Origin of the sequence: Xanthomonas vesicatoria ATCC 35937, assembly GCF_001908725.1 — a bacterium.
Taxonomy (GTDB): domain Bacteria; phylum Pseudomonadota; class Gammaproteobacteria; order Xanthomonadales; family Xanthomonadaceae; genus Xanthomonas; species Xanthomonas vesicatoria.
In genome coordinates this window covers 5,057,681-5,077,424 of record NZ_CP018725.1, presented here as the reverse complement: position 1 = coordinate 5,077,424, position 19,744 = coordinate 5,057,681, and the positions used below count along the sequence as shown (strand labels likewise).

At 64.5% G+C, this 19,744-nt stretch carries 20 protein-coding genes and 3 tRNA genes; 16 read left to right on the top strand and 7 right to left on the bottom strand.

Features of this window, described 5'->3' with window-relative positions:
* Positions 1 to 310: 310 nt before the first annotated feature.
* From BJD12_RS22275 to fdxA, 5 genes are all read left to right on the top strand, one after another.
* Positions 311 to 943, top strand: a complete 633-nt coding sequence (locus tag BJD12_RS22275; protein WP_005994561.1) for a 2-dehydro-3-deoxy-6-phosphogalactonate aldolase — start codon at positions 311 to 313, stop codon at positions 941 to 943.
* Positions 940 to 2,088 carry a galactonate dehydratase gene (dgoD, locus tag BJD12_RS22270; RefSeq protein WP_005994563.1) on the top strand — a complete coding sequence of 383 codons (1,149 nt, stop codon included), beginning with the start codon at positions 940 to 942 and terminating at the stop codon, positions 2,086 to 2,088. The genes BJD12_RS22275 and dgoD overlap by 4 nt, the downstream gene beginning before the upstream one ends.
* Positions 2,082 to 2,993: an SMP-30/gluconolactonase/LRE family protein gene (locus BJD12_RS22265; protein ID WP_058564026.1), complete on the top strand. Its 912-nt coding sequence runs from the start codon at positions 2,082 to 2,084 to the stop codon at positions 2,991 to 2,993. The genes dgoD and BJD12_RS22265 overlap by 7 nt, the downstream gene beginning before the upstream one ends.
* Entirely contained in the window at positions 2,990 to 3,868 is an 879-nt protein-coding gene (locus BJD12_RS22260; protein WP_005994926.1) for a 2-dehydro-3-deoxygalactonokinase, read from the top strand. The genes BJD12_RS22265 and BJD12_RS22260 overlap by 4 nt, the downstream gene beginning before the upstream one ends.
* A 308-nt stretch (positions 3,869 to 4,176) precedes the next feature.
* Positions 4,177 to 4,500 (top strand): ferredoxin FdxA, encoded by a 324-nt coding sequence (gene fdxA, locus BJD12_RS22255; RefSeq protein WP_005994928.1) that lies wholly within the window; start codon positions 4,177 to 4,179, stop codon positions 4,498 to 4,500.
* A 100-nt stretch (positions 4,501 to 4,600) separates the two neighbouring features.
* Here fdxA and BJD12_RS22250 read toward each other — a convergent pair whose 3' ends face one another.
* Both BJD12_RS22250 and dapA read right to left on the bottom strand, forming a co-directional pair.
* Positions 4,601 to 5,119, bottom strand: a complete 519-nt coding sequence (locus BJD12_RS22250) for a hypothetical protein (protein ID WP_005994930.1) — start codon at positions 5,117 to 5,119, stop codon at positions 4,601 to 4,603.
* Positions 5,120 to 5,135: 16 nt separating this feature from the next.
* Positions 5,136 to 6,044 (bottom strand): 4-hydroxy-tetrahydrodipicolinate synthase, encoded by a 909-nt coding sequence (gene dapA, locus BJD12_RS22245; RefSeq protein WP_042828310.1) that lies wholly within the window; start codon positions 6,042 to 6,044, stop codon positions 5,136 to 5,138.
* A 93-nt stretch (positions 6,045 to 6,137) separates the two neighbouring features.
* On the opposite strand from dapA, the gene BJD12_RS22240 reads away from it, so the two are divergent.
* The 10 genes from BJD12_RS22240 to BJD12_RS22195 all read left to right on the top strand — a co-directional run bounded on the left by BJD12_RS22240 (position 6,138) and on the right by BJD12_RS22195 (position 12,323).
* Positions 6,138 to 6,764, top strand: coding sequence for a glycine cleavage system transcriptional repressor (locus BJD12_RS22240; protein ID WP_002813792.1), 627 nt, complete (start codon positions 6,138 to 6,140; stop codon positions 6,762 to 6,764).
* Positions 6,765 to 6,777: 13 nt separating this feature from the next.
* Complete coding sequence (locus BJD12_RS22235; RefSeq protein WP_005994934.1) at positions 6,778 to 7,128, top strand: ribonuclease E inhibitor RraB; 351 nt, start codon at positions 6,778 to 6,780, stop codon at positions 7,126 to 7,128.
* Between the two features lie 38 nt (positions 7,129 to 7,166).
* On the top strand, positions 7,167 to 7,649 hold the full coding sequence (locus BJD12_RS22230; RefSeq protein WP_005994936.1) for a peroxiredoxin: 483 nt from the start codon (positions 7,167 to 7,169) through the stop codon (positions 7,647 to 7,649).
* 82 nt (positions 7,650 to 7,731) lie between these two features.
* Positions 7,732 to 9,129, top strand: coding sequence for a PhoH family protein (locus BJD12_RS22225; RefSeq protein ID WP_005994938.1), 1,398 nt, complete (start codon positions 7,732 to 7,734; stop codon positions 9,127 to 9,129).
* Complete coding sequence (locus tag BJD12_RS22220; protein WP_042828309.1) at positions 9,129 to 9,611, top strand: hypothetical protein; 483 nt, start codon at positions 9,129 to 9,131, stop codon at positions 9,609 to 9,611. The genes BJD12_RS22225 and BJD12_RS22220 overlap by 1 nt, the downstream gene beginning before the upstream one ends.
* Before the next feature lie 6 nt (positions 9,612 to 9,617).
* A complete protein-coding gene (locus tag BJD12_RS22215) occupies positions 9,618 to 10,289 on the top strand; it encodes a YoaK family protein (protein ID WP_005994633.1) in 672 nt (223 codons plus the stop codon).
* A gap of 37 nt (positions 10,290 to 10,326) precedes the next feature.
* The gene (gene thiD / locus BJD12_RS22210; RefSeq protein WP_005994635.1) at positions 10,327 to 11,136 is read left to right on the top strand and encodes a bifunctional hydroxymethylpyrimidine kinase/phosphomethylpyrimidine kinase; all 810 of its coding nucleotides are present in this window, start codon (positions 10,327 to 10,329) and stop codon (positions 11,134 to 11,136) included.
* Complete coding sequence (locus BJD12_RS22205; RefSeq protein WP_005994637.1) at positions 11,133 to 12,038, top strand: alpha/beta hydrolase family protein; 906 nt, start codon at positions 11,133 to 11,135, stop codon at positions 12,036 to 12,038. The genes thiD and BJD12_RS22205 overlap by 4 nt, the downstream gene beginning before the upstream one ends.
* A gap of 40 nt (positions 12,039 to 12,078) precedes the next feature.
* Positions 12,079 to 12,155 (top strand) — tRNA-Arg (locus tag BJD12_RS22200).
* A 91-nt stretch (positions 12,156 to 12,246) separates the two neighbouring features.
* Positions 12,247 to 12,323: transfer RNA gene (locus BJD12_RS22195), tRNA-Arg, on the top strand.
* Positions 12,324 to 12,607: 284 nt separating this feature from the next.
* Here BJD12_RS22195 and BJD12_RS22190 read toward each other — a convergent pair.
* Complete coding sequence (locus BJD12_RS22190; RefSeq protein ID WP_005994639.1) at positions 12,608 to 13,600, bottom strand: DedA family protein/thiosulfate sulfurtransferase GlpE; 993 nt, start codon at positions 13,598 to 13,600, stop codon at positions 12,608 to 12,610.
* A 44-nt stretch (positions 13,601 to 13,644) separates the two neighbouring features.
* Positions 13,645 to 14,589 carry a LysR substrate-binding domain-containing protein gene (locus BJD12_RS22185; RefSeq protein WP_005994641.1) on the bottom strand — a complete coding sequence of 315 codons (945 nt, stop codon included), beginning with the start codon at positions 14,587 to 14,589 and terminating at the stop codon, positions 13,645 to 13,647.
* Positions 14,590 to 14,725: 136 nt separating this feature from the next.
* Between BJD12_RS22185 and BJD12_RS22180 the strand changes: the two genes are divergently transcribed.
* A complete protein-coding gene (locus tag BJD12_RS22180) occupies positions 14,726 to 15,427 on the top strand; it encodes a pirin family protein (RefSeq protein ID WP_005994643.1) in 702 nt (233 codons plus the stop codon).
* A 256-nt stretch (positions 15,428 to 15,683) separates the two neighbouring features.
* Here BJD12_RS22180 and BJD12_RS22175 read toward each other — a convergent pair whose 3' ends face one another.
* The 3 genes from BJD12_RS22175 to csrA form a co-directional block, all read right to left on the bottom strand.
* On the bottom strand, positions 15,684 to 17,627 hold the full coding sequence (locus tag BJD12_RS22175) for a methyl-accepting chemotaxis protein (protein ID WP_042828271.1): 1,944 nt from the start codon (positions 17,625 to 17,627) through the stop codon (positions 15,684 to 15,686).
* Between the two features lie 1,693 nt (positions 17,628 to 19,320).
* Positions 19,321 to 19,413: transfer RNA gene (locus BJD12_RS22170), tRNA-Ser, on the bottom strand.
* A gap of 84 nt (positions 19,414 to 19,497) precedes the next feature.
* Positions 19,498 to 19,710, bottom strand: a complete 213-nt coding sequence (csrA, locus tag BJD12_RS22165) for a carbon storage regulator CsrA (protein ID WP_003481884.1) — start codon at positions 19,708 to 19,710, stop codon at positions 19,498 to 19,500.
* Between the last annotated feature and the right edge of the window lie 34 nt (positions 19,711 to 19,744).

The window sequence follows — 19,744 nt, the reverse complement described above, 5'->3', positions numbered from 1 at the left end:
AGCCCTACCTCCCGGGCGCGGCCAAAAGAGACGTGACCACCGTTGACTCAGGTGGCAGCACGCATGCCATGACTGCGGAGGTGGACGACGATGACGGCATCTTGCCGGCCACTTACTGGCCGTAGCGCAACGCATGCTCCCGTGACTTGCGCCGGTAGGGTCAACACTACGCCTGCTCTTTCGCCCCTCACTTTTTACGGATCGCGCACCGGCAGCACCTGCTTGCTGCGCGCAGTTGCGCCAGCTCCCTCGACGCTTGCCGGCCCGTCGGCCGTCGACGGCCGCTTTCCGCTCTATCGCGAGTAACACCATGACTTTACAGACCACCGCCAGCCTGTTCGCTTTGCCGTTGATCGCCATCCTGCGTGGCATCACGCCGGAAGACACGCTCGCCCATGTCGGCGCGCTGATAGACGTCGGCTTCGATGCGATCGAGATCCCGCTCAATTCGCCGCGCTGGGAACAGAGCATCGCCCTCGCCCAGCACACCTATGGCGAGCGCGCCTGGATCGGCGCCGGCACCGTGCTGCGCAACGAAGACGTGGACACACTGGCCGACATCGGTGCGCGCTTCATCGTCACCCCCAACACGCGCCCGTCGCTGATCCGCCATGCGGTGTCGCGCGGGCTGACCGTGGTGGCCGGTTTCGCCACCGCCAGCGAGGCGTTTGACGCCATCGATGCCGGCGCCACGATCCTGAAGCTGTTCCCGGCCGCGACCTATGGCGCGGCGCATGTGCGCGCGTTGCGCTCGGTGCTGCCCCCGCACATCCCCGTGTATGTGGTCGGTGGCGTCAGTCCGCAAACCCTGGCCGGCTTCCTCGCCCGGGGCGCCGCCGGCGCCGGCATCGGCGGCGAGCTCTATAAACCCGCGCAATCGCTCGAAACAACCCAGACGCATGCACGCGCCTTTGTGCAGGCCTACCAGGAACTGCAAGGATGAAGATCACCCGCCTCACCACCTACCACGCCGCACCGCGTTGGTTGTTCCTCAAGGTCGAGACCGACGAGGGCATCACCGGCTGGGGCGAGCCGGTTATCGAGGGCCGCGCGCGCAGCGTGGAAGCGGCCGTGCACGAGCTGGCCGGCTATGTCGTCGGCAAGGACCCGGCGCGCATCAACGACCTGTGGCAGACGATGTATCGCGCCGGGTTTTACCGTGGCGGCGCCATCCTGATGAGCGCCATCGCCGGCATCGACCAGGCGCTGTGGGACATCAAGGGCAAGGCGTTGGGCGTGCCGGTGTACGAGCTGCTGGGCGGGCTGGTGCGCGACCGCATGAAAACCTACCGCTGGGTCGGTGGCGACCGTCCAGGCGCGATCATCCAGCAGATCACCGACTACCGCGCGTTGGGTTTCGACACCTTCAAGTTCAACGGCACCGAGGAAATGAAGCTGATCGACAGCGCGCGCGCGGTCGACGCGGCGGTGGTCAAGGTTGCCGAGATCCGCGAAGCCTTCGGCAACACCATCGACTTCGGTATCGATTTCCATGGCCGCGTCGGCGCGCCGATGGCCAAGGCGCTGCTGCGCGAACTCGAACCGTTCAAGCCGCTGTTCGTCGAAGAACCGGTGCTGGCCGAACAGGCCGAGTATTACCCGCGCCTGGCCGCGAGCACCTCGATTCCGCTGGCGGCCGGCGAGCGCATGTTCTCGCGCTTCGAATTCAAGAACGTGCTGTGCGCCGGTGGTATCGGCATGGTGCAGCCGGACCTGTCGCATGCCGGTGGCATCACCGAGTGCGTCAAGATCGCCGCGATGGCCGAAGCCTACGACGTGGGCTTTGCCCCGCACTGCCCGCTCGGGCCGATCGCGCTGGCCGCGTGCCTGCATGTGGACTTCGTCTCACACAACGCAGTACTGCAGGAACAGAGCATCGGCATCCACTACAACGAAGGCGCCGACCTGCTCGACTACGTCATCAATAAAGACGATTTTCAGTGTGTCGATGGCAGTATCGCCGCCCTGCCCAAACCCGGGCTTGGTGTGGAGATCGACGAAGAGATGCTCAAGCGCGCAAACGAAAATCCGCCGGACTGGCGCAACCCGGTGTGGCGCCACAGCGATGGCAGCATCGCCGAATGGTGAGCACACCCGAGCACACCGCCGTACTGGCGGTCGACAGCCGCTGCACGCATGGCGAAGGCGTGTTGTGGTGCGAGCAGCGCCAGTCGCTGTACTGGGTCGACATCAGCGAAAAACGCTTGTGGCGGCATCACCCGGACAGCGCGAAGACGCGCTTCTGGACCCTACCCGATCGCCCCGGCTGCCTCGGCCTGATGGACGATGGCCGCCTGCTGATCGCGCTGGCCAAGGCTGTCGGCATCGTCGACCCGGACAGCACAGAAAACGACGTATTGCCGTTCGAGAAACTGGCCGACATCGAGGCAGACAACCCGCTGACGCGCAGTAACGATGGCCGCGTCGATCGGCACGGCAATCTGGTGTTTGGCACCATGGACGAGCACGACAACAAGACTGCGCGCGGGGCGATGTACCAATTCTCGCTGACCCATGGCTTGCGCGCGCTGCCGCTGCCGGGCGTGTCGATCCCCAACTCGATCTGCTTCAGCCTGGATGGCCGCACCATGTACTACTGCGACTCGGTGCGCCCGCAGATCCTGTGCTGCGACTACGACCAGGAGACCGCGCAGACCAGCAACACGCGCGTGTTTGCCACCCTGGACCGCGACGACGCCGAGCCGGACGGCTCCATCATCGACGCCGAAGGCTATCTGTGGAATGCGCAGTGGCGCGCCAGCCGCGTAGTGCGCTATCGCCCCGACGGCAGCGTCGAGCGCATCGTGCACCTGCCGGTCAAGCACCCAACCTGCAGCGCCTTCGGTGGCGCGGCGCTGGATCGCCTGCACGTGATCTCCTCGCGCCTGGACCATAGCGCCGAAGAACTCGCACGCATGCCCGAAGCCGGCGGCCTGTTCGTCTGCGATGTAGCCATTGTCGGCCTGCCCGAAAGCCGGGTGGCCAGCGCATGATCGCTGTCGATTGGGGCACGAGCAGCCTGCGCGCCTACCTGCTCGACGCGACCGGCGCCGTGCTGGAACAGCGCCGTGGCAGCGACGGCATCCTCGCCTGCCAGGGCCGCTTTGGCGAGGTCCTGAGCGCATTGATCGACGGCTGGGACGGCCCGGTACTGCTGTCGGGCATGATCGGCAGCCGCAACGGTTGGGTCGAACAGGCCTACCTGCCCTGCCCGACCGACACCGCCGCACTGGCGGCGGCCATGCGCCGCTACGACGACCTGCTGCCCGGCCGCGCACTGTGGTTCGTGCCGGGCGTTAGTACCGGCGCGCAGCAGGGCGTGCCGGATGTCATGCGTGGCGAAGAAACCCAGCTGGTCGGGCTGATTGCCGCACTCGGGGATGGCGACCACATCGCCTGCCTGCCCGGCACCCACAGCAAATGGGCAACCATCGCCAACGGCCAGCTGACCGACTTCGCCACCGTGATGACCGGCGAACTGTATGCGCTGCTGCGCCAGCACAGCATCCTCGGCAAGCTGATGCCCGAGGATCACGCCGACCTGGAGAGCGAAGCCTTCCTGCTGGGCGTGGATCGCAGCGCGGACCCCGGCGGCCTCAGCCACCACCTGTTCGGCACCCGCACGCTGGGCCTGTTCGACCGCCTGAGTGCAAAGGCCCTGCCCTCGTACCTCTCGGGCCTGCTGATCGGCCACGAGCTCCGCGAGCATCGCGGCAGTCACGCCACCGTGCACCTGGTCGGCAGCCCCGCCCTGGCGCAACGCTACGCTTTGGCGCTGACGCATCTGGGCGTCGCCACCGTCCCTCACCCCGAAGACCTGGCCGCCGCCGGCCTGTTCGCCCTGGCCAGGCAATACGGGCTGACCTGAGTTCACTGAGGGGAGACAGGATGCAAAGCCCCTCTCCTCTTGGGGCGAGAAGGCACGGCCCGCGCTTGCGGCGCGCGCGCCGTCGAGCGCTCACGCCGCAAATGCGGGCCGGGGCGCGATTGGCGGTTGGCGGTTGGCGGTTGGCGGTTGGCGTGAGAGTAGGTAGGAAGACAGCCAACCCACCCTGCGAGATCCAGACATCAAGACATCCCGCAGACTACGACCACTCCACCATCTGCGCGGCAGACAATCTGCACCGCACACCCCCGACTGCTTTAGAATTGCCAGGCTAAACGCCGGATTCCGCCATGCCTTTTGTTGTCACCGAAAACTGCATCAAGTGCAAATACACCGACTGCGTCGAAGTCTGCCCGGTGGATTGCTTCCACGTCGGCCCGAATTTTCTGGTCATCGACCCGGACGAGTGCATTGACTGCACCCTGTGCGAGCCCGAATGCCCGGCCAACGCGATCTACCCGGAAGATGACGTCCCCGCCGGCCAGGAAGGCTTCGTCGCGCTCAACGCCGAACTGGCCAAAGCCTGGCCGGTGCTGACAGTGCGCCAGGAGCCCCTGCCCGATGCTGCAGACTGGGACGGCAAACCGAACAAGTTGCCGCTGCTGCAGCGCTAAGGCACTGTGCCGGCGTGCGACTAAGATCGCCGCCGGCTATAGCCAAACGCAAAACGGGCGCCCAAGCGCCCGTTTTGCTGTCCGGCAATGGCGAAATCGATCAGCCGCCGAGCTTGCCCTTCAGCGCACTGATCACCGCGACCGGTGCAGCGGCCGTGGCCGGCATGCCGCGCGGATCCACTGCCGACACATAACTGCCGGCCTCGACCTTGACCACGCGTACCAGGAAGCTGGACCCCTCGTAGCTCACATCGTAGGAGCCGAGCATCTGCGCCTTGCTGGCAATGGTGAGGCCGGGAATCTCGGCCAGTGCCGTGCCCACCTTGGCAAACACCTCATCGCGCTCGCCCGGCACGGTGAACCCGCTGTTGGCGCTCGCCGATGGCGGCGTGTTGGTCTGCTGCTGCGTGGTCGAAGCCAGCGTCGGCACCTTCATCGCACCGGAGGTGTCGGGCAGGTTCAGATCCGGCGGCACTTCCAGCGGGCGAGCTTCAGGGGCCAACGCATAGTCGCCGCGCGCGCCCTTGTGAAACCAGCTGCAACCACTCGTGGCGGCGACGGTGGCGGTCGCCAGCAACGCGAGCGACAGCACGCGGACGGGGGAAACGGAATGACGCATCGATAAATCTCCTGGGTCAGGCCGCGAGCATTTCGCGGCTGGAAAGTGCTTCCAACGCAATGGCGTCGGCGGCAAGGCGGTCGGCGGCCGGCTGGTGCGCCGCTGAAAGTGGCAGCAGCGGCAAGCGCAGGCCGTGGCCGATCCCGGCGCGTTGCAGCAGCGCCTTGACCGGGATGGGATTGGATTCGATCCCGCAGAAACTGTGATATTCGCTCAGGCGCGCATCCCAGGCGGTGGCCGCATCGCGCTGGCCAGCGCGGGCAAGGTCGCACAAGCGACGATAGGCCGACGGCAACGCGTTGGACGCCACCGAGATCAGTCCTTCGGCGCCGGACAGCATCGACTGCGCGGCACTGCCGTCATCGCCGCTGAGCACCACGAAGGCGTCGCTGCGCAGCGCCACCAGCGCGGCGACGCGCTCGGGCTCGCTGCGCGCTTCCTTGATGCCGACGATGTTCGGGTGGTCGACCAGTTCGGCCACCGTCTCCGGCAGCAGGTCGCAGCCGGTACGGCCGGGCACGTTGTACAACACCACCGGGAGCCCGCCGTTGTCGGCCACGGCCAGGAAGTGCGCTTTCAAGCCTGCCTGGGTCGGGCGCACGTACGGCGGCGTCACCACCAGCGCGTACTGTGCGCCCAGCGCGGCGGCGCGGCGCGTCTGCGCGATGGTCTTTGCGGTGCCGGACAGCCCGGTCCCGGCCAGCACCGGCACCCGGCCGGCCACCTGGGCAACGGCGGCGCGCAGCAATGTGTCGTATTCGTCGTCGCTCAGCGCGGCGGCTTCGCCGGTCGAGCCGGCGACCACGATTCCCTGCACGCCCCCGTGCAGCTGCTGCTCCAGCAGCCGCCGCCAGGCATCCAGGTCGAGTGCGCCGTCCGGCCCGAAGGGGGTCGCCAGCGCGGTGATGATGCCGGAAAGGGACAAGATTCTGCTGCTCTTACGTGACAGGAAAAGGCCCGCGCGCACGCGGGTTGCGACCGCCTGCATGTTACTTGCGGCGCGAAACCACGGGCAAGTATGCTGGTCACCGCCAGGGCGCCTGCCCGGGCGGCCATTCAGCCTGATGCAATGCCGGAAGCCCCTTTGACTGACTCTACACCCCGGCCTTCGCCGACCGAAAATCACCTCCTGATCAACGCCTACACGACGCATCCGGAGTCCCCCCTATTGCCTGTCACCCGCCGCATCGCCGATAGCGGCTGCAATCTCGTGGACGCTCGCCTGGCCACGGTGGGGCGCGATGTTTCGGTCACCGCATTGGCCACCGGCTCCTGGGATTCGGTCGCCAAGCTCGAAGCCATGCTGACCCGGCTCGAACGCGAAGAGGGCCTCAAGCTGGTCTGGTACCGCACCGGCCCCAAGCAGACCCAATCCAACCTGCTGCCGTACATCGTGGAAGTGATCGCTGCGGACAAGCCGGGCATCCTGTTCCAGCTGGCCGATTTCTTCGATCGCCAGGGCATCACCATCGAAAACCTGCAGAGCACCCGCTACCGGGCCATGCAGACCGGCGCGGAGATGTTCTCTGCGCAGGTGACCATCGGGGTGCCGGCCAACATGCACATCGCCGCGTTACGCGATGATTTCCTGGAATTCTGTGATCACCTCAATCTCGACGCGATCATGGACCCGATGAAGTTCTAAGGCAGACGCACCGATGGCCATCGCCCAATCCGCGCTGAAACAGATGTTCGATCACATCCGCTCCGAGACCGACTGGAATCTCGACGGCCCGTTGCGCTGGGAATACTTCTTCGCCGACCCGGCGCAGGAACCCCTGCAGAAGCTCGCCGAGCAACTGACCCAGGACGGCTACCGCGTCATCGACATCTTCCTCGGCGAACGCGACGAAGACGACGGCGACGATGAAGAGTCGTATTTCCTGCATGTGGACAAGCGCGAGCATCACACCATCGAATCGCTGAATCAGCGCAATGTGGAGTTCGATGCGCTCGCCAAACGTTTCCATGTGGCTGCTTATGATGGGATGGATGTCGGGCCGGCCTGATCGGCCGCCGACCGCCTCTCCCTTCAGGCTGAGCAAAGATGACCGACGCCGTACTGGAACTGCCCGCTACCACCCTCGACCTGCCGCTGGCGCTGTCCGGCGGTACCCAGACCACCCTGCGCGGCTGTGCAGGCAAATGGGTAGTGCTGTACTTCTACCCGAAGGACAGCACGCCCGGGTGCACCACCGAGGGCCTGGACTTCAACGCACTGTTGCCGCAATTCAAACAAGCGAGCGCCGAGGTGCTTGGCGTCTCGCGCGACTCGGTGAAGTCGCACGACAATTTCTGCGCCAAGCAAGGCTTCACCTTCCCGTTGATCAGCGACGGTGACGAAGCGCTGTGCCGTGCCTTCGACGTGATCAAGGAAAAGAACATGTACGGCAAGCAGGTGCTCGGCATCGAGCGCAGCACCTTCCTGCTCTCGCCCGAGGGGCGCGTCGTGCAGGCCTGGCGCAAGGTCAAGGTCGCCGGCCATGCCGAGGCCGTGCTGGCCGCAATCAAGGCGCACGCCAAACAGTGACGCCGCTGATTTCCCGTGTCCTCCATCACCCTGCACCTGCAGGCGTGATGGCTCGCCCCTGCTCCATCACTTGGAAGACCCAATGACCCAAGGCAAGCGCATCTACGTGCTGGACACCAACGTGCTGATGCACGACCCCACCTCGTTGTTCAAGTTCGAAGAACACGATGTGTTCCTGCCGATGCAGGTGATCGAAGAGCTCGACAACGCCAAGAAGGGCACCTCCGAAGTCAGCCGCAACGCGCGCCAGGTCAGCCGCTTCCTGGACGAATTGCTGGAAAACACCAACGCCGAGCAGATCCAGGCCGGCATCCTGCTCAGTCATCCGCAGGGCATCCAGCTCAAGGGCCAGGCCGCGATCGGCCGGCTGTATTTCCAGATCCACCCGATCGAGCCGGGCCGCACCTTCGGCGCGATGTTGCCGGACAACAAGATCCTGGCCTCGGTACTGGCGCTGCGCGAAGAAAACCCGGATGTGCCGGTCATCCTGGTGTCCAAGGACATCAACCTGCGCATCAAGGCCTACATCAGCGGCCTGGTTGCCGAGGATTACCAGAACGACCGCGCGCTGGACGATTTCAGCCTGTTGTTCACCGGTGCCATCGAGTTGCCGGAAGACTTCTGGCAGAAGCACAACGAGGACCTGCGCAGCTGGAACGAGCGCGGCCGCACCCATTACGAGATCGTGCTGGCCGACGACGAGGACTGGTATCCCAATCAGTACCTGTATCTGCCGGGCGAAGACGAGGTGGAGCTGCGCGTAGCCAAGGTTGGCGGCGGCAAGGCCACGCTGTGCCTGGTGGATGATTTCCGCCATACCCAGCATGCGATCTGGGGCATCGCCGCGCGCAACCGCGAGCAGAACTTCGCGCTCAATGCGCTGATGGACCCGGAGATCGATTTCGTCACCCTGCTCGGCACCGCCGGCACCGGCAAGACGCTGCTCGCACTGGCCGCGGGCCTGGCGCAGACGATGGACCAACAGCGCTACCGCGAAATCATCATGACCCGTGCCACCGTCAGCGTGGGCGAAGACATCGGCTTTTTGCCCGGCACCGAAGAAGAAAAGATGACACCGTGGATGGGCGCGCTGACCGACAACCTGGAAGTGCTTACCCACAACCAGGACGGCGGCTCGTGGGGCCGCGCGGCCACCAACGACCTGCTCGCCAGCCGCATCAAGATCCGCTCGATGAACTTCATGCGCGGGCGCACCTTCCTGTCGCGCTACCTGATTCTGGACGAGGCGCAGAACCTCACTCCGAAGCAGATGAAGACCTTGATCACCCGCGCCGGCCCCGGCACCAAGATCGTGTGCCTGGGCAACGTCGAGCAGATCGACACGCCCTACCTGACCGAAACCACCTCGGGCCTGACCTACGCGGTGGATCGCTTCAAGGCCTGGCCGCACAGCGCGCACATCACGCTGCGTCGTGGCGAACGCTCGCGCCTGGCCGACTTCGCCTCGGAGGTATTGTGATGCGAACGCTTCGCAACGCTACTGCCCTTGCAGTGCTCGCACTGGCAGGCTGTGCGACCACACAGGCACCATCGACGGTGCCGACCAGTCTCAAGAGCGGGCAGTCGTGGATCATCACCCGCCAGAGCGTAGCCGAGCAGGTGCTGGACACCTGCTCGCGCGATAGTCCGGCGCGTCATCCGGGCCAGATCACCGGCTATTGGGAGCCGAGCCATCAACAGATCGAGCAGCTCGAATCCCGACAGGATGCGTTGACGCCCATCATTGCCGAGCCACGCGAGTTCGACCGCCAATACGTGGGCGTGGTGATCCAGGGCCAGCAACTGATCTACATCAATGCGTTCAGGCTGCCCAACGACCCGCCGGTGAAACCGGCGCGGGAAGCGATCAAGGTCTGCGATGGCGGCAGTGCCTTCTGGGGTGCGCTGTACGACCCGCAGACCGGCGGGTTTTCGCAGATTGCGGTCAACGGCACGCCCTGACCCGAGATGGGAATCCTGCTGCCGCGCTGGGTCTGGATTGGCGCGGTGGCATTGTCGAGCGTGGCCGGCATGGTCAATGTGGTCGGCTACCTGGGCTCCGAGCACCAGGTGGTCAGCCACCTCACCGGCACCACCAGCCTGCTCGGCGTTGCCCTGGTGCAGAACACCGCGCCGGAAATCGGTTTTCTCTGGGGCATTCTCATCGCCTTCTGTGCAGGCGCCATGCTCAGCGGCCTGATCATCCAGGACGATGGCTTGCGGCTCGGACAGCGCTACGGCGCGGCGCTGCTGATCGAGGCGTTACTGTTGCTGGCCGCCATTCCGCTGTTCAAGCTGCATCATGTCGGCGGCGTCCTGCTCGCCGCTGGCGCCTGCGGCCTGCAAAACGCAATGGCGACCACCCTCAGTGGCGCGGCGGTCCGTACCACGCATCTGAGCGGCATGTTCACCGACCTGGGCATCGGCCTGGGGCATCTGCTGCGCGGGCGCCCGCTGCAAGTGCGTCGGCTCACGCTGAGCGGGCTGATCATCAGTGGCTTTCTTGGCGGCAGCATCCTTGGCACGCTGCTGTTCCAGCGCTGGCAGTACGACGCGCTTTACCTGCCAGCCAGCCTCACCGGATTGACCGGTGCCAGCTATGTCGCCTACCTGCGATGGCGTCGCTGGCGCACACGATGATCCGCACATCCTCCAGGTAGCAGTGCAGAATCGGCCTATGACCACGCCCAGCACGCTGTCCGCATTGACCATCGCCGGCACCGACTCCGGTGGCGGAGCCGGCATCCAGGCCGATCTCAAGACCTTCGCCGCGCATCGCGTGCATGGCTTGTCGGCGATTGCCGCATTGACCGCACAGCACACGCGCGCCGTTACCGCCGTGCACATCCCGCCCATCGCCTTCTTGCGCGCGCAGGTGGATGCCTGCTTCGCCGATTTCCAGATCCAGGCCGTCAAACTCGGCATGTTGGCCAACGCCGAAGTCATTCACTGCGTGGCCGATCTGCTCGAAGTCCATCGCCCGCCTTTCGTCGTGCTGGACCCGGTCATGGTCGCCACCAGCGGCGCACGCCTGCTCGAGGACGCTGCGCTGGATGCGCTGCGCACCCGCTTGTTACCGCTGGCAACCCTGGTCACACCCAACACACCCGAAGCCGAGCTGTTGACCGGCCGCCGCATCGAGACGGCCGACGCCGCCGACCATGCCACCGCCGCGCTGCTAGAGCTGGGCGCGAACGCCGTGCTGCTCAAGGGCGGCCATCTGCACGAGGGCGCGCGCGTGATCGATCGCTTCGATGACGGCGTCACCCAGGACGTGTTCATGCATCCACGTGTGGCCGTCGACGCGCACGGCACCGGTTGCAGCCTGTCGGCAGCGATCGCCGCGCAACTGTGCCAGGGCCTGTCGCTGCTCAATGCCTGCGAAGCCGCAATCGACTACGTGGCGCGCGCCATCCGCCTGGGGCAGCGCCCGGGGCAGAGCGAGGTACTGGTGCTGGACCACTTCGGTGCCGCTCCCGGCGCATGAGCGTGCACAGCGACACATTGACTGCCAGCGCAGTGGACGGACATCGCTGGCAGGTGATGCGCATCGCAACGGAGCAACCGGTCGCCACCTTGCTGTGGCTGCCGGCATTGGGCGTGGCAGCACGGCATTACCAACCGTTCGCCCACGCGTTGGCCGCCACCGGAATTGCGGTGTATCTGCACGAATGGCGTGGCAATGGCAGCAGCACGCTGCGCCCATCGCGTCGGCACGATTGGGGCTATCGCACCCTGCTTGCCGATGACATCCCGGCCAGCCAAGCACTGATGGAGCGTCATGACCCGCAGCACCCGCGCATCGTCGGCGGGCACAGCCTGGGTGGTCAGCTGGCCTGCTGCCATGCCGCGCTGCAGGCGTCGAGCTTGCCTTCGCAACGCGACTCGCTCCTGACCCAGCTATGGCTGGTCGCCAGCGGCTCGCCGTATTGGCGCAATTTTCCGCGCCCCATGCGTTACGGACTGCCGCTGGTGTATCGCGCCCTGCCGTGGCTTGCACGTGTGCAAGGCGTGCTGCACGGCCGATCGCTCGGCTTCGGCGGCACCGAGGCACGCAGCCTGATTGCCGACTGGGCGCAGGTCGGCCGCAGCAATTGTTATCGCGCTGCAGGCAGCGGCTGGGATCTGGAGCGCGCACTGGGCGTGTTGACGGTACCGATCAAGGCGCTGACCTTCGCCCACGATCACTTCGGCCCTGCAGCTGCGCTAGACGCGCTGCTGCGCAAGATGCCGCAGGCGCCTGCCGAGGTGCAGCAGTTGGACGATGCGCAATTGCACGTGCGCAGCGATCACTTTGCATGGATGAAGGCACCCGCCGCGGTCGTGGCTGCGCTGCAACGCATGCATGCCGATGCAGTCGGCGGCGATCGAATTTCACAAAGGGATTGACGAGTACGTCGGGCATCCGCATAATTCCGCTCCTGACGAGGCGCCCGTAGCTCAGTTGGATAGAGTACCTGGCTACGAACCAGGCGGTCGGGAGTTCGAATCTCTCCGGGCGCACCATCTTCAGGAACAAAAAAGACAGCATTGAACCGCTGTTTTTTCAGTTAAAAGTCCGGCTGCACTGCATCGGATTGCAAGTCAAACAAGATATGCGCCCGTAGCTCAGTTGGATAGAGTACCTGGCTACGAACCAGGCGGTCGGGAGTTCGAATCTCTCCGGGCGCACCAATCTTGAAGAAAACGACCAGCTTGCTGGTCTTTTTTTTGCCTGTCGTTTTGCCTGCGCCGCCTGCACGCGCAGCTTGCCCAGCGCATCGATACGAATGCGCTTGCGATGTCTCTTGGAGCGGCCGACATCACTCGTGATCAGGCGGGCGTGGTCAAGCGGGCATGGAACGCGCGCTCGGAACCGCGGTGTGTGCGTAGTGCATGCCGCACCGAGCACCACCGCGCCGGCCTGGCGGTTGCACAGTCAGTTGGTAGCTGCTCTTAGCGAACCAGACGCCGCACGCTCACGCCGTGGCGCCCACAGCATCCGATTGGCCACCCACCACCACCGGCACCAAGGAAGTCACCGGGTGCCCGGCCTCGCGCCATGCATCCAGCCCGCCACGCAATGGACGCACATCGCGATATCCACGTTCGCGCATGCGGCCTGCCAGCCATGCCGCAGACACTTCATCCGGGCACGCGCAATAGATCACCACGCTGCGATCGCGCGGCACGCTCGCCAGAATCTGCGCAAGCTGGCGTTCGTCGGCAAAGACCGCGCCAGGAATCGTATACGGCTGCAGGTCGCGATATCCCGGGGCACGGATGTCCAGGACCGTCGGCCGCAGGCTCTCGTCGCCCTCCAGCAGCGGCACTAATTCGTCCACCGCAATGCGCGCGTGTTCCAGCGAGCGCAGCAGCGTGTGGCGCCGCCACCAGCGCCACCCGACGTAGCAGGCCAGCAGCGCAGCCAGTACCACCACCGCACCGGAACCCAGCTCGGACAACAACGCGAGCACGTCCTGTACCTGGCTGGCGAACAGCGCCCCAAGACCCAATCCGACCAATGCCCACAGCGAAGCGCCGAACGCGTCGTAGCGCAGGAAGGCGCCCGGCCGTACCCGCATCGCGCCGGCCATCGGAACCGACACCATCGACAGGCCCGGCACAAACTTGGCCACTGCCAGCACGCGCACGCCCCAGCGCGAGAAGAACCGCTCGGTCTGCTTCATGCAGGTATCGCGCGACAGCGACAACCGGCATAGCGACTGCAAGGTGCGATTGCCGAAGCGGCGTCCTGCCAGATACCACGCCAGATCGCCAAGCAGACTCGCCAGCACCGACACACCCCACGCGGCAAGACCCGCCAGCCACGCGTCGCTACCACCGCGCAGCGCGTACCCGGCGCCAACCAGCACCAGCGTCGGCAACGCCGGCACCGGCAGGCCGAGCGACAACGCCAGCACGTTGGCAAACACCAGCGCCAATCCGTACTGTTCGATCAAGCCCTGCATGCGATGACCCTGCGCGACGGCGAGCGGCCATTATCCGCTCTTGATCACGTTTGCGACTGCCCGGCAGCAGCGAAACGATACGTTTCGGCAAGCGCCTGCGACCACCGCTCGAACAGACCGTCGGCGCGCAAGGCGCGCCGCCACCAGCCCAGCGCCTCGCCCTCTTCGCCCGGCCGCCACGCCAGGTAGAAGGTTTCGTCGGCCTTGCGCGTTTCCACCGGGACCTGGCGCAAACGGCCCTCCAGCAGCGCGCCCCGCGCATACGGCTCAGGCAAAAAACCGTAGCCTGCCCCGGCCAATTGCAGCAGCAACTTGGTATGCATGTCCGGCACGGTCAGCACGTCGCGGCCGGACAACAGGCCGACGGTGCGCGGCAGCAGACGCCGCGCCGAATCGGCCACGGCAATCGCGCGATGGTCTCCCAGCTCAGCCGCACCCAATTGCTGCGCGCCCGCCAGCGGATGCGTCGCCGCCACTGCAAACACGAAGCGCACGGTGCCGATCTGCTCGGCGACATAGCCGCCGCCGCTGGGCCCCTCGCCCGCTGCCACGATCAGATCCACGCGCCGGTCCAGCAACGCCTCCCAGCTGCCGGACAGCGATTCACTGAGCACACGCAGCCGCGTGCTGTCGGCCACGGCGTAGAAGTCCAGGATCTGCGCCTGCAGCAGCGCGGCCGGCAACATTGCATCCAAGCCGATCGCAAAGTCCGACTCCCAGCCCGAAGCGACGCGCCGCACACGCACCTCCAGCTCCTGCGCAGCACGCAGCAGGTTCCGCCCTTCGCGCAGCAGCTCGCGCCCGGCCTGGGTCGGGGTCGCCTTTGGCCCTACCCGCTCGAACAGCTGCACCCCCAGATCGTCTTCCAGCTTGGAGACCGTGTACGAAATGGTCGAAGGCACCTTGAACAGCACCTTGGCCGCCGCAGTAAACGAACCACGGCGGTCGATCGCATCCAGGATCTGCAACGCTTCCAGGCTGATTTTCATTGTTCGATTTTTTCGATGGTAGCAGCCAAATCTACTCGCTTTTTCTCTTGGCAGCAGAGGCGGAGACTACGCATCAAGCCGCTGGGACACCGATTCATCCCCCAGCGCCAATTCGAATCTTTCAAGGAGAAGCACCATGTTGAATGTCCGCAAGAGCGAAACCCGTGGCCGCGCCGAGCATGGCTGGCTGTCCTCGCGTCACACCTTCTCCTTCGCCAGCTACCATGACCCGCGCCACATGGGCATCGGCCCGCTGCGGGTGATCAACGAAGACAAGGTGACCCCGGGCGAAGGCTTCGGCACCCACGCCCACCGCGACATGGAGATCATTTCCTACGTCCTGGGCGGCGCGCTGGAGCACAAGGACAGCATGGGCACCGGCTCGGTCCTGCACTACGGCGATGTGCAGCGCATGAGCGCCGGCAGCGGCGTGACCCATAGCGAGTTCAATCATTCGTCCAGCGAGCCGGTGCACTTCCTGCAGATCTGGGTCATGCCCGAGCGCAATGGGATCGAGCCGAGCTATGAAGAGAAGCATTTCGATGCCGACAGCAAGCGTAACCAGTTGCGCCTGATCGCCTCGCCGGCCGGTGACGACGGCTCGCTGCGACTGCACCAGGATGCACGGCTGTACGCATCGATCCTCGATGGCAACGCCCGCCTGCAGCAACCGCTGGCTGAAGGCCGGATCGGCTACGTGCAAGTGGCCCGCGGCAGCCTGAGCGTCAATGGGCAGGCATTGTCGGCCGGCGATGCGGTGCAGGTCATCGGCGAGCCGGAGATCGTGCTGGCCGACGGACGCGACGCGGAAGTGCTGGTGTTCGATCTGCCGAAGTAAGCCGGCTGCGACTCCTGCAGCACATGCGATGTGCCTGTGCTGCAACGGTACTGATCGCAATCCACAAGGCCCGCATTTGCGGGCTTTGTGTTGTGTAGAGGTCTCGTTGTGGCGTCTTGCGCGTGTTCCACGCTTGCCTGCGCGTCTGCGACGTCGTGTCTTGCAGAACGTCGCCACACGACACGGCCCATTGCTTCAGGGACGAAGGCGACCACTCGCAGCCGATCCAACTGGGCCGCGATGGCATAGATCGCGATTACGCAGCCTGCGATTTAGCGTTCGGCGTAAACGGCGTAGCGGGCTGCGTGGAACCGTCGGCATCGCCGTTGACCAGCGCAAACAACGCGTCCGCATCGGCTTCCAGCACCCGCGCCGACCGCGCCAGGTCGTCGACCATCTGCGCCTGGTCGCGCGCCTGCACCCCAATGGACTGCAACGCCGTATTCGCCGTGGAAATATCCTGCGCCTGTTCATGGCTGGCAGCGGCGATCTGCTCCACGGTCGCGGTGACACGCAGCACCGAGGTCACCACGTCCTGCATGACCACACCGGCCTGTTCGGCGAGACGCGAGCCGTCGCCGACCTGGCCGGTGGCATTGTCGATCAGGGAGCGGATCTCCCTGGCCGACACGCCACAGCGCTGGGCCAGGCTGCGCACTTCGGTGGCGACCACCGCAAATCCACGTCCCTGCTCACCGGCGCGCGCTGCTTCCACCGCAGCGTTGAGCGCCAGAATGTTGGTCTGAAACGCGATGCCGTCAATCACTTCGATGATCTGACCGATCCGGTCGGTTGCCGACCGAATGCCGGCGGTGGTCTTGACCACGTCGGCGATAACGTCGGCGCCGCGCCGTGCAACGGCGGCCGAGTCCTCGGCCATGCGTCGTGCCGAACCGGCGTTTTCGGAATTGGCACGCACGGTGGCGGCCAGTTGATCGATCGTGCTTGAGGTCTGCGCCACTGCCTCGGACTGTGTGGACACCCGACCCACCAGCTCCTGATTGCTGACAGCAATATGATGCGATTCGCGCTGCACGTTCTGCGCAATGCTCATTGTCTGCCGCATTAGATCGCGCATACGCTCGACCGAGCGCACTTGCTCAGTCACGTCGGTGGCGTACTTGACCACCTTGTACGGCCGCCCGGAGACGTCCAGGATCGGGTTGTAGGAGGCCTGGATCCATACGGGACTGCCGTCCTTGCGCAGCCGGCGATACCGCCCCGCGTCGAACTGACCACGCGCCAACTTTGCCCAGAAATGCCGGTACTCATCCGAGGTGCGATAGGCCGCGTCGACGAACATTCCGTGATGCTGGCCAACTGCCTCTTGCGCTGTGTAACCCACGGTCGCCAGGAAGTTATCGTTGGCACGCAGCACATGGCCGTCCAGATCGAACTCGATCACGCCCATCACTTTGTCGATGGCCTGTATGCGGCCATCCGCGTCGGCCGAATCGAGGACTTGACGGGTCACGTCGGTGGCGTACTTGACCACCTTGTAAGGGCGACCAAGCTCGTCGAGGACCGGGTTGTAGGACGCCTGGATCCAGACTTCCCTGCCATCCTTGCCAATCCGCTGGTAGCGACCGGCATCGAATGCCCCCCTCCCCAGCGATTGCCAGAACGCGCGATAAGAAGCCGACTGGCGCGTCTGCGCATCCACGAACATGCCGTGGTGTTTGCCGCGTATCTCATCGAGCCGATAGCCAATCACCTGCAGGAAATTCTGGTTGGCATCGAGCACCGTGCCGTCCAGCGAAAATTCGATGACGGCCATGACCTTGTCGATCGCATCGATGCGCCCTTCGAAATCGGCTGTCTGACGTACCTGCTGGGTGATGTCGGTGGCGTACTTCACCACGCGATACGCCTTGCCGGATCGATCCAGCAACGGGTTGTACGACGCGTTGATCCACACCTCGCGGCCATGCTTGTCCAGCCGGCAAAAACGCCCGGCATTGAAATCGCCACGCCGCAGCGCATCCCAGAACTGACGGTAGCTCTCGCTGTCGCGATCGCTCGTCGTCACGAACATGCGGTGATGCTGGCCAACCACCTCGTCACGCCGGTACCCCATCAGCGACAGAAAGTTCTGATTGGCCTCCAAAATGCGCCCATCCAGATCGAATTCGATCACCGCCATCACCCGGTCTACCGCATTGGCCTTGTGCTGCAGCCCACGGCTCCAGGAAGAGAACAAGCGTCCAAGGAACGGTAGGCGCATCACGTCGAAATCCGAGATAGGGTTCACGTGGTTAGCGACACGCATGCGTCTTACTTGACCCCCTTTCGCATGCCAAGCGCCCAGCGATTCAGGCACCGCACGGCCTCTCACTAATCAGCCTCGCCATGCTCCCCCACGCTCGACGTCGAGACGGGCGTTGTCGGCGTACGAAGAAGACCAGGCCACCTTCCCAGGTGTGCAAGACAGGGGCGGATTCCAAGACTTGGCCGCTGAGGCGCGGCTAGCGCACGCACCCGCGATCGCGAGCGATGCAGCCTCCTCCGTCCCGCATCATTGGAAACGCATGCACCAGCGCCGATCACACCTAGCAGACATGACCGGCGCTTCGGGCTGCTGCTTCCTGCATTTGAAATAGCGCGACCGATGCCATACGCATTGCATCGCTAGTTTGTTTGCAGCTCCAACGCCTAGATCGCACTTGTCGTCGCTCCGCCGACGGCACCCATGGGGCTAGGCGCAATGGATTGTGGGCGGAACAATCTGAAACGAGGTTGACCGCCCCCCCCCCCCCCCCCCCCCCGTCCACAACGTCGCCATGCATCAGCGATGCATACGTACTGGAATGCATGCGCCAACCAGTGCCGCGTTGATGAAAGAACCAGCAGCTTGCAGAAGCTGGAGACGCCCAACAGCACGCGCGAGCAACAAGGCACGCACAGACCCTAGGAGGCCAACGCCCACATGCGAGGCTTCAGGCCTGGGATCTTAGGTCTTGGTTTGCAGCAAGTGCACTGCGTGGCTCAAGGAGGGCGCCTAGCACCTGCGGCTTGCTGCTTGCTTGTTCCCTGCAAGCAGCGATGGCAAAAAGCGGCAGGCGACCATAGCCTGCAGCGCGCCAGGCACTCTTCTCGAAGTGCCTGTTTTTTCGAGTACCAGAGGAAATGGAGCCGCATAGCACAGCGAAAAGCAAAGGACGGCATGCCGAGCAGGCCGAGAGATAGCCGAAGCCACCACAAGTGGTGCAACAGCAACATTCGGTTCGGGCATCGATGACAGAAGGGAACGGTCAGGCCCAGCAATCGCATCTCGGTCACGATCTATCGATTACGTCGCAATACCAGACGGCAGTGCCAGCACAACGACCATCATCCTGCGACAAGTCGTGCCGTCGCTCGAATCATCAATCAGGAACGGACATGCGCGATGCCTTACGGCAGCTATCTGTTATCCCGAGTGATACAACCGACCAGAAGCGAACGCGGCCGTGCATAGTTGCAGGGCAGTGCGCGCAGGTCGCACGGTGCCGGAGCTTTCGCGACCGAACTGTTGATCGTGACTTCGCGCACTTCAACGCACAGCTCACTGCGCATTTTCAACCGACAGGTTCGAGTCCCGAGCACCGCAAGCCCCCATCACGATGCAACATGTCCGCGCCGCACGGCGCCGGCCACACGAGCTCCAAGTGCTTCGATGGCTGGGGTCGCGACTGACAAGCAGTCAAGACACGGCGGCACAGAAAAGCAGAAGTGCTGAGCAGTCCCAAGGCACGAGTGAGGTGTGACATTCGCTGGCCGTCGGCAACGAGGCGGTGGCGGTGGTTTGATTGCCGGCTATCGATTCTCGCCCAGCACTCTCGGCTGGTCCTGATCGCGTCGCTAGACCAAAATAAAACGCCCGCAAATCAATGATTTGCGGGCGTTTAGAACACTGGCGGAGCGAGAGGGATTCGAACCCTCGATAGAGCTTTTGACCCTATACTCCCTTAGCAGGGGAGCCCCTTCAGCCGCTCGGGCATCGCTCCAGTTTTTTGCGTCCTGCCGCGATGTCCGTGGCAGGCCGCGAAGAATACCGGGTAACAGGGGCTAACGTAAACCCTTTATGACGATCAATTCGAAGAATCGTCGCCGTGATGCGCGCCAGAGGCGACCGGCTCGTCCCCACGTTGGATGCGCTGGTAAATCTCTTCGCGATGCACAGCCACATCTTTCGGTGCGGTAATGCCAATACGCACCTGATTACCCTTGACGCCGAGCACGGTGACAGTGACCGAGTCGCCGATCATCAAGGTTTCGCCTACCCGGCGAGTGAGGATCAACATTTTGCAAATCTCCTGGAACCGGTGGGTTTCCCAC

What these genes read in the sequence shown, in the direction of transcription:
- BJD12_RS22250 (WP_005994930.1), bottom strand. Translation starts at nt 5,119, where the DNA reads ATGCGTCATTCCGTTTCCCCCGTCCGCGTGCTGTCGCTCGCGTTGCTG.
- BJD12_RS22235 (WP_005994934.1), top strand. Translation starts at nt 6,778, where the DNA reads ATGGCCATCGCCCAATCCGCGCTGAAACAGATGTTCGATCACATCCGC.
- BJD12_RS22275 (WP_005994561.1), top strand. Translation starts at nt 311, where the DNA reads ATGACTTTACAGACCACCGCCAGCCTGTTCGCTTTGCCGTTGATCGCC.
- BJD12_RS22265 (WP_058564026.1), top strand. Translation starts at nt 2,082, where the DNA reads ATGGTGAGCACACCCGAGCACACCGCCGTACTGGCGGTCGACAGCCGC.
- BJD12_RS22185 (WP_005994641.1), bottom strand. Translation starts at nt 14,589, where the DNA reads ATGAAAATCAGCCTGGAAGCGTTGCAGATCCTGGATGCGATCGACCGC.
- BJD12_RS22215 (WP_005994633.1), top strand. Translation starts at nt 9,618, where the DNA reads ATGGGAATCCTGCTGCCGCGCTGGGTCTGGATTGGCGCGGTGGCATTG.
- BJD12_RS22190 (WP_005994639.1), bottom strand. Translation starts at nt 13,600, where the DNA reads ATGCAGGGCTTGATCGAACAGTACGGATTGGCGCTGGTGTTTGCCAAC.
- BJD12_RS22205 (WP_005994637.1), top strand. Translation starts at nt 11,133, where the DNA reads ATGAGCGTGCACAGCGACACATTGACTGCCAGCGCAGTGGACGGACAT.
- BJD12_RS22240 (WP_002813792.1), top strand. Translation starts at nt 6,138, where the DNA reads ATGCTGGTCACCGCCAGGGCGCCTGCCCGGGCGGCCATTCAGCCTGAT.
- fdxA (WP_005994928.1), top strand. Translation starts at nt 4,177, where the DNA reads ATGCCTTTTGTTGTCACCGAAAACTGCATCAAGTGCAAATACACCGAC.
- BJD12_RS22260 (WP_005994926.1), top strand. Translation starts at nt 2,990, where the DNA reads ATGATCGCTGTCGATTGGGGCACGAGCAGCCTGCGCGCCTACCTGCTC.
- csrA (WP_003481884.1), bottom strand. Translation starts at nt 19,710, where the DNA reads ATGTTGATCCTCACTCGCCGGGTAGGCGAAACCTTGATGATCGGCGAC.
- BJD12_RS22225 (WP_005994938.1), top strand. Translation starts at nt 7,732, where the DNA reads ATGACCCAAGGCAAGCGCATCTACGTGCTGGACACCAACGTGCTGATG.
- BJD12_RS22180 (WP_005994643.1), top strand. Translation starts at nt 14,726, where the DNA reads ATGTTGAATGTCCGCAAGAGCGAAACCCGTGGCCGCGCCGAGCATGGC.
- BJD12_RS22220 (WP_042828309.1), top strand. Translation starts at nt 9,129, where the DNA reads ATGCGAACGCTTCGCAACGCTACTGCCCTTGCAGTGCTCGCACTGGCA.
- BJD12_RS22230 (WP_005994936.1), top strand. Translation starts at nt 7,167, where the DNA reads ATGACCGACGCCGTACTGGAACTGCCCGCTACCACCCTCGACCTGCCG.
- dgoD (WP_005994563.1), top strand. Translation starts at nt 940, where the DNA reads ATGAAGATCACCCGCCTCACCACCTACCACGCCGCACCGCGTTGGTTG.
- thiD (WP_005994635.1), top strand. Translation starts at nt 10,327, where the DNA reads ATGACCACGCCCAGCACGCTGTCCGCATTGACCATCGCCGGCACCGAC.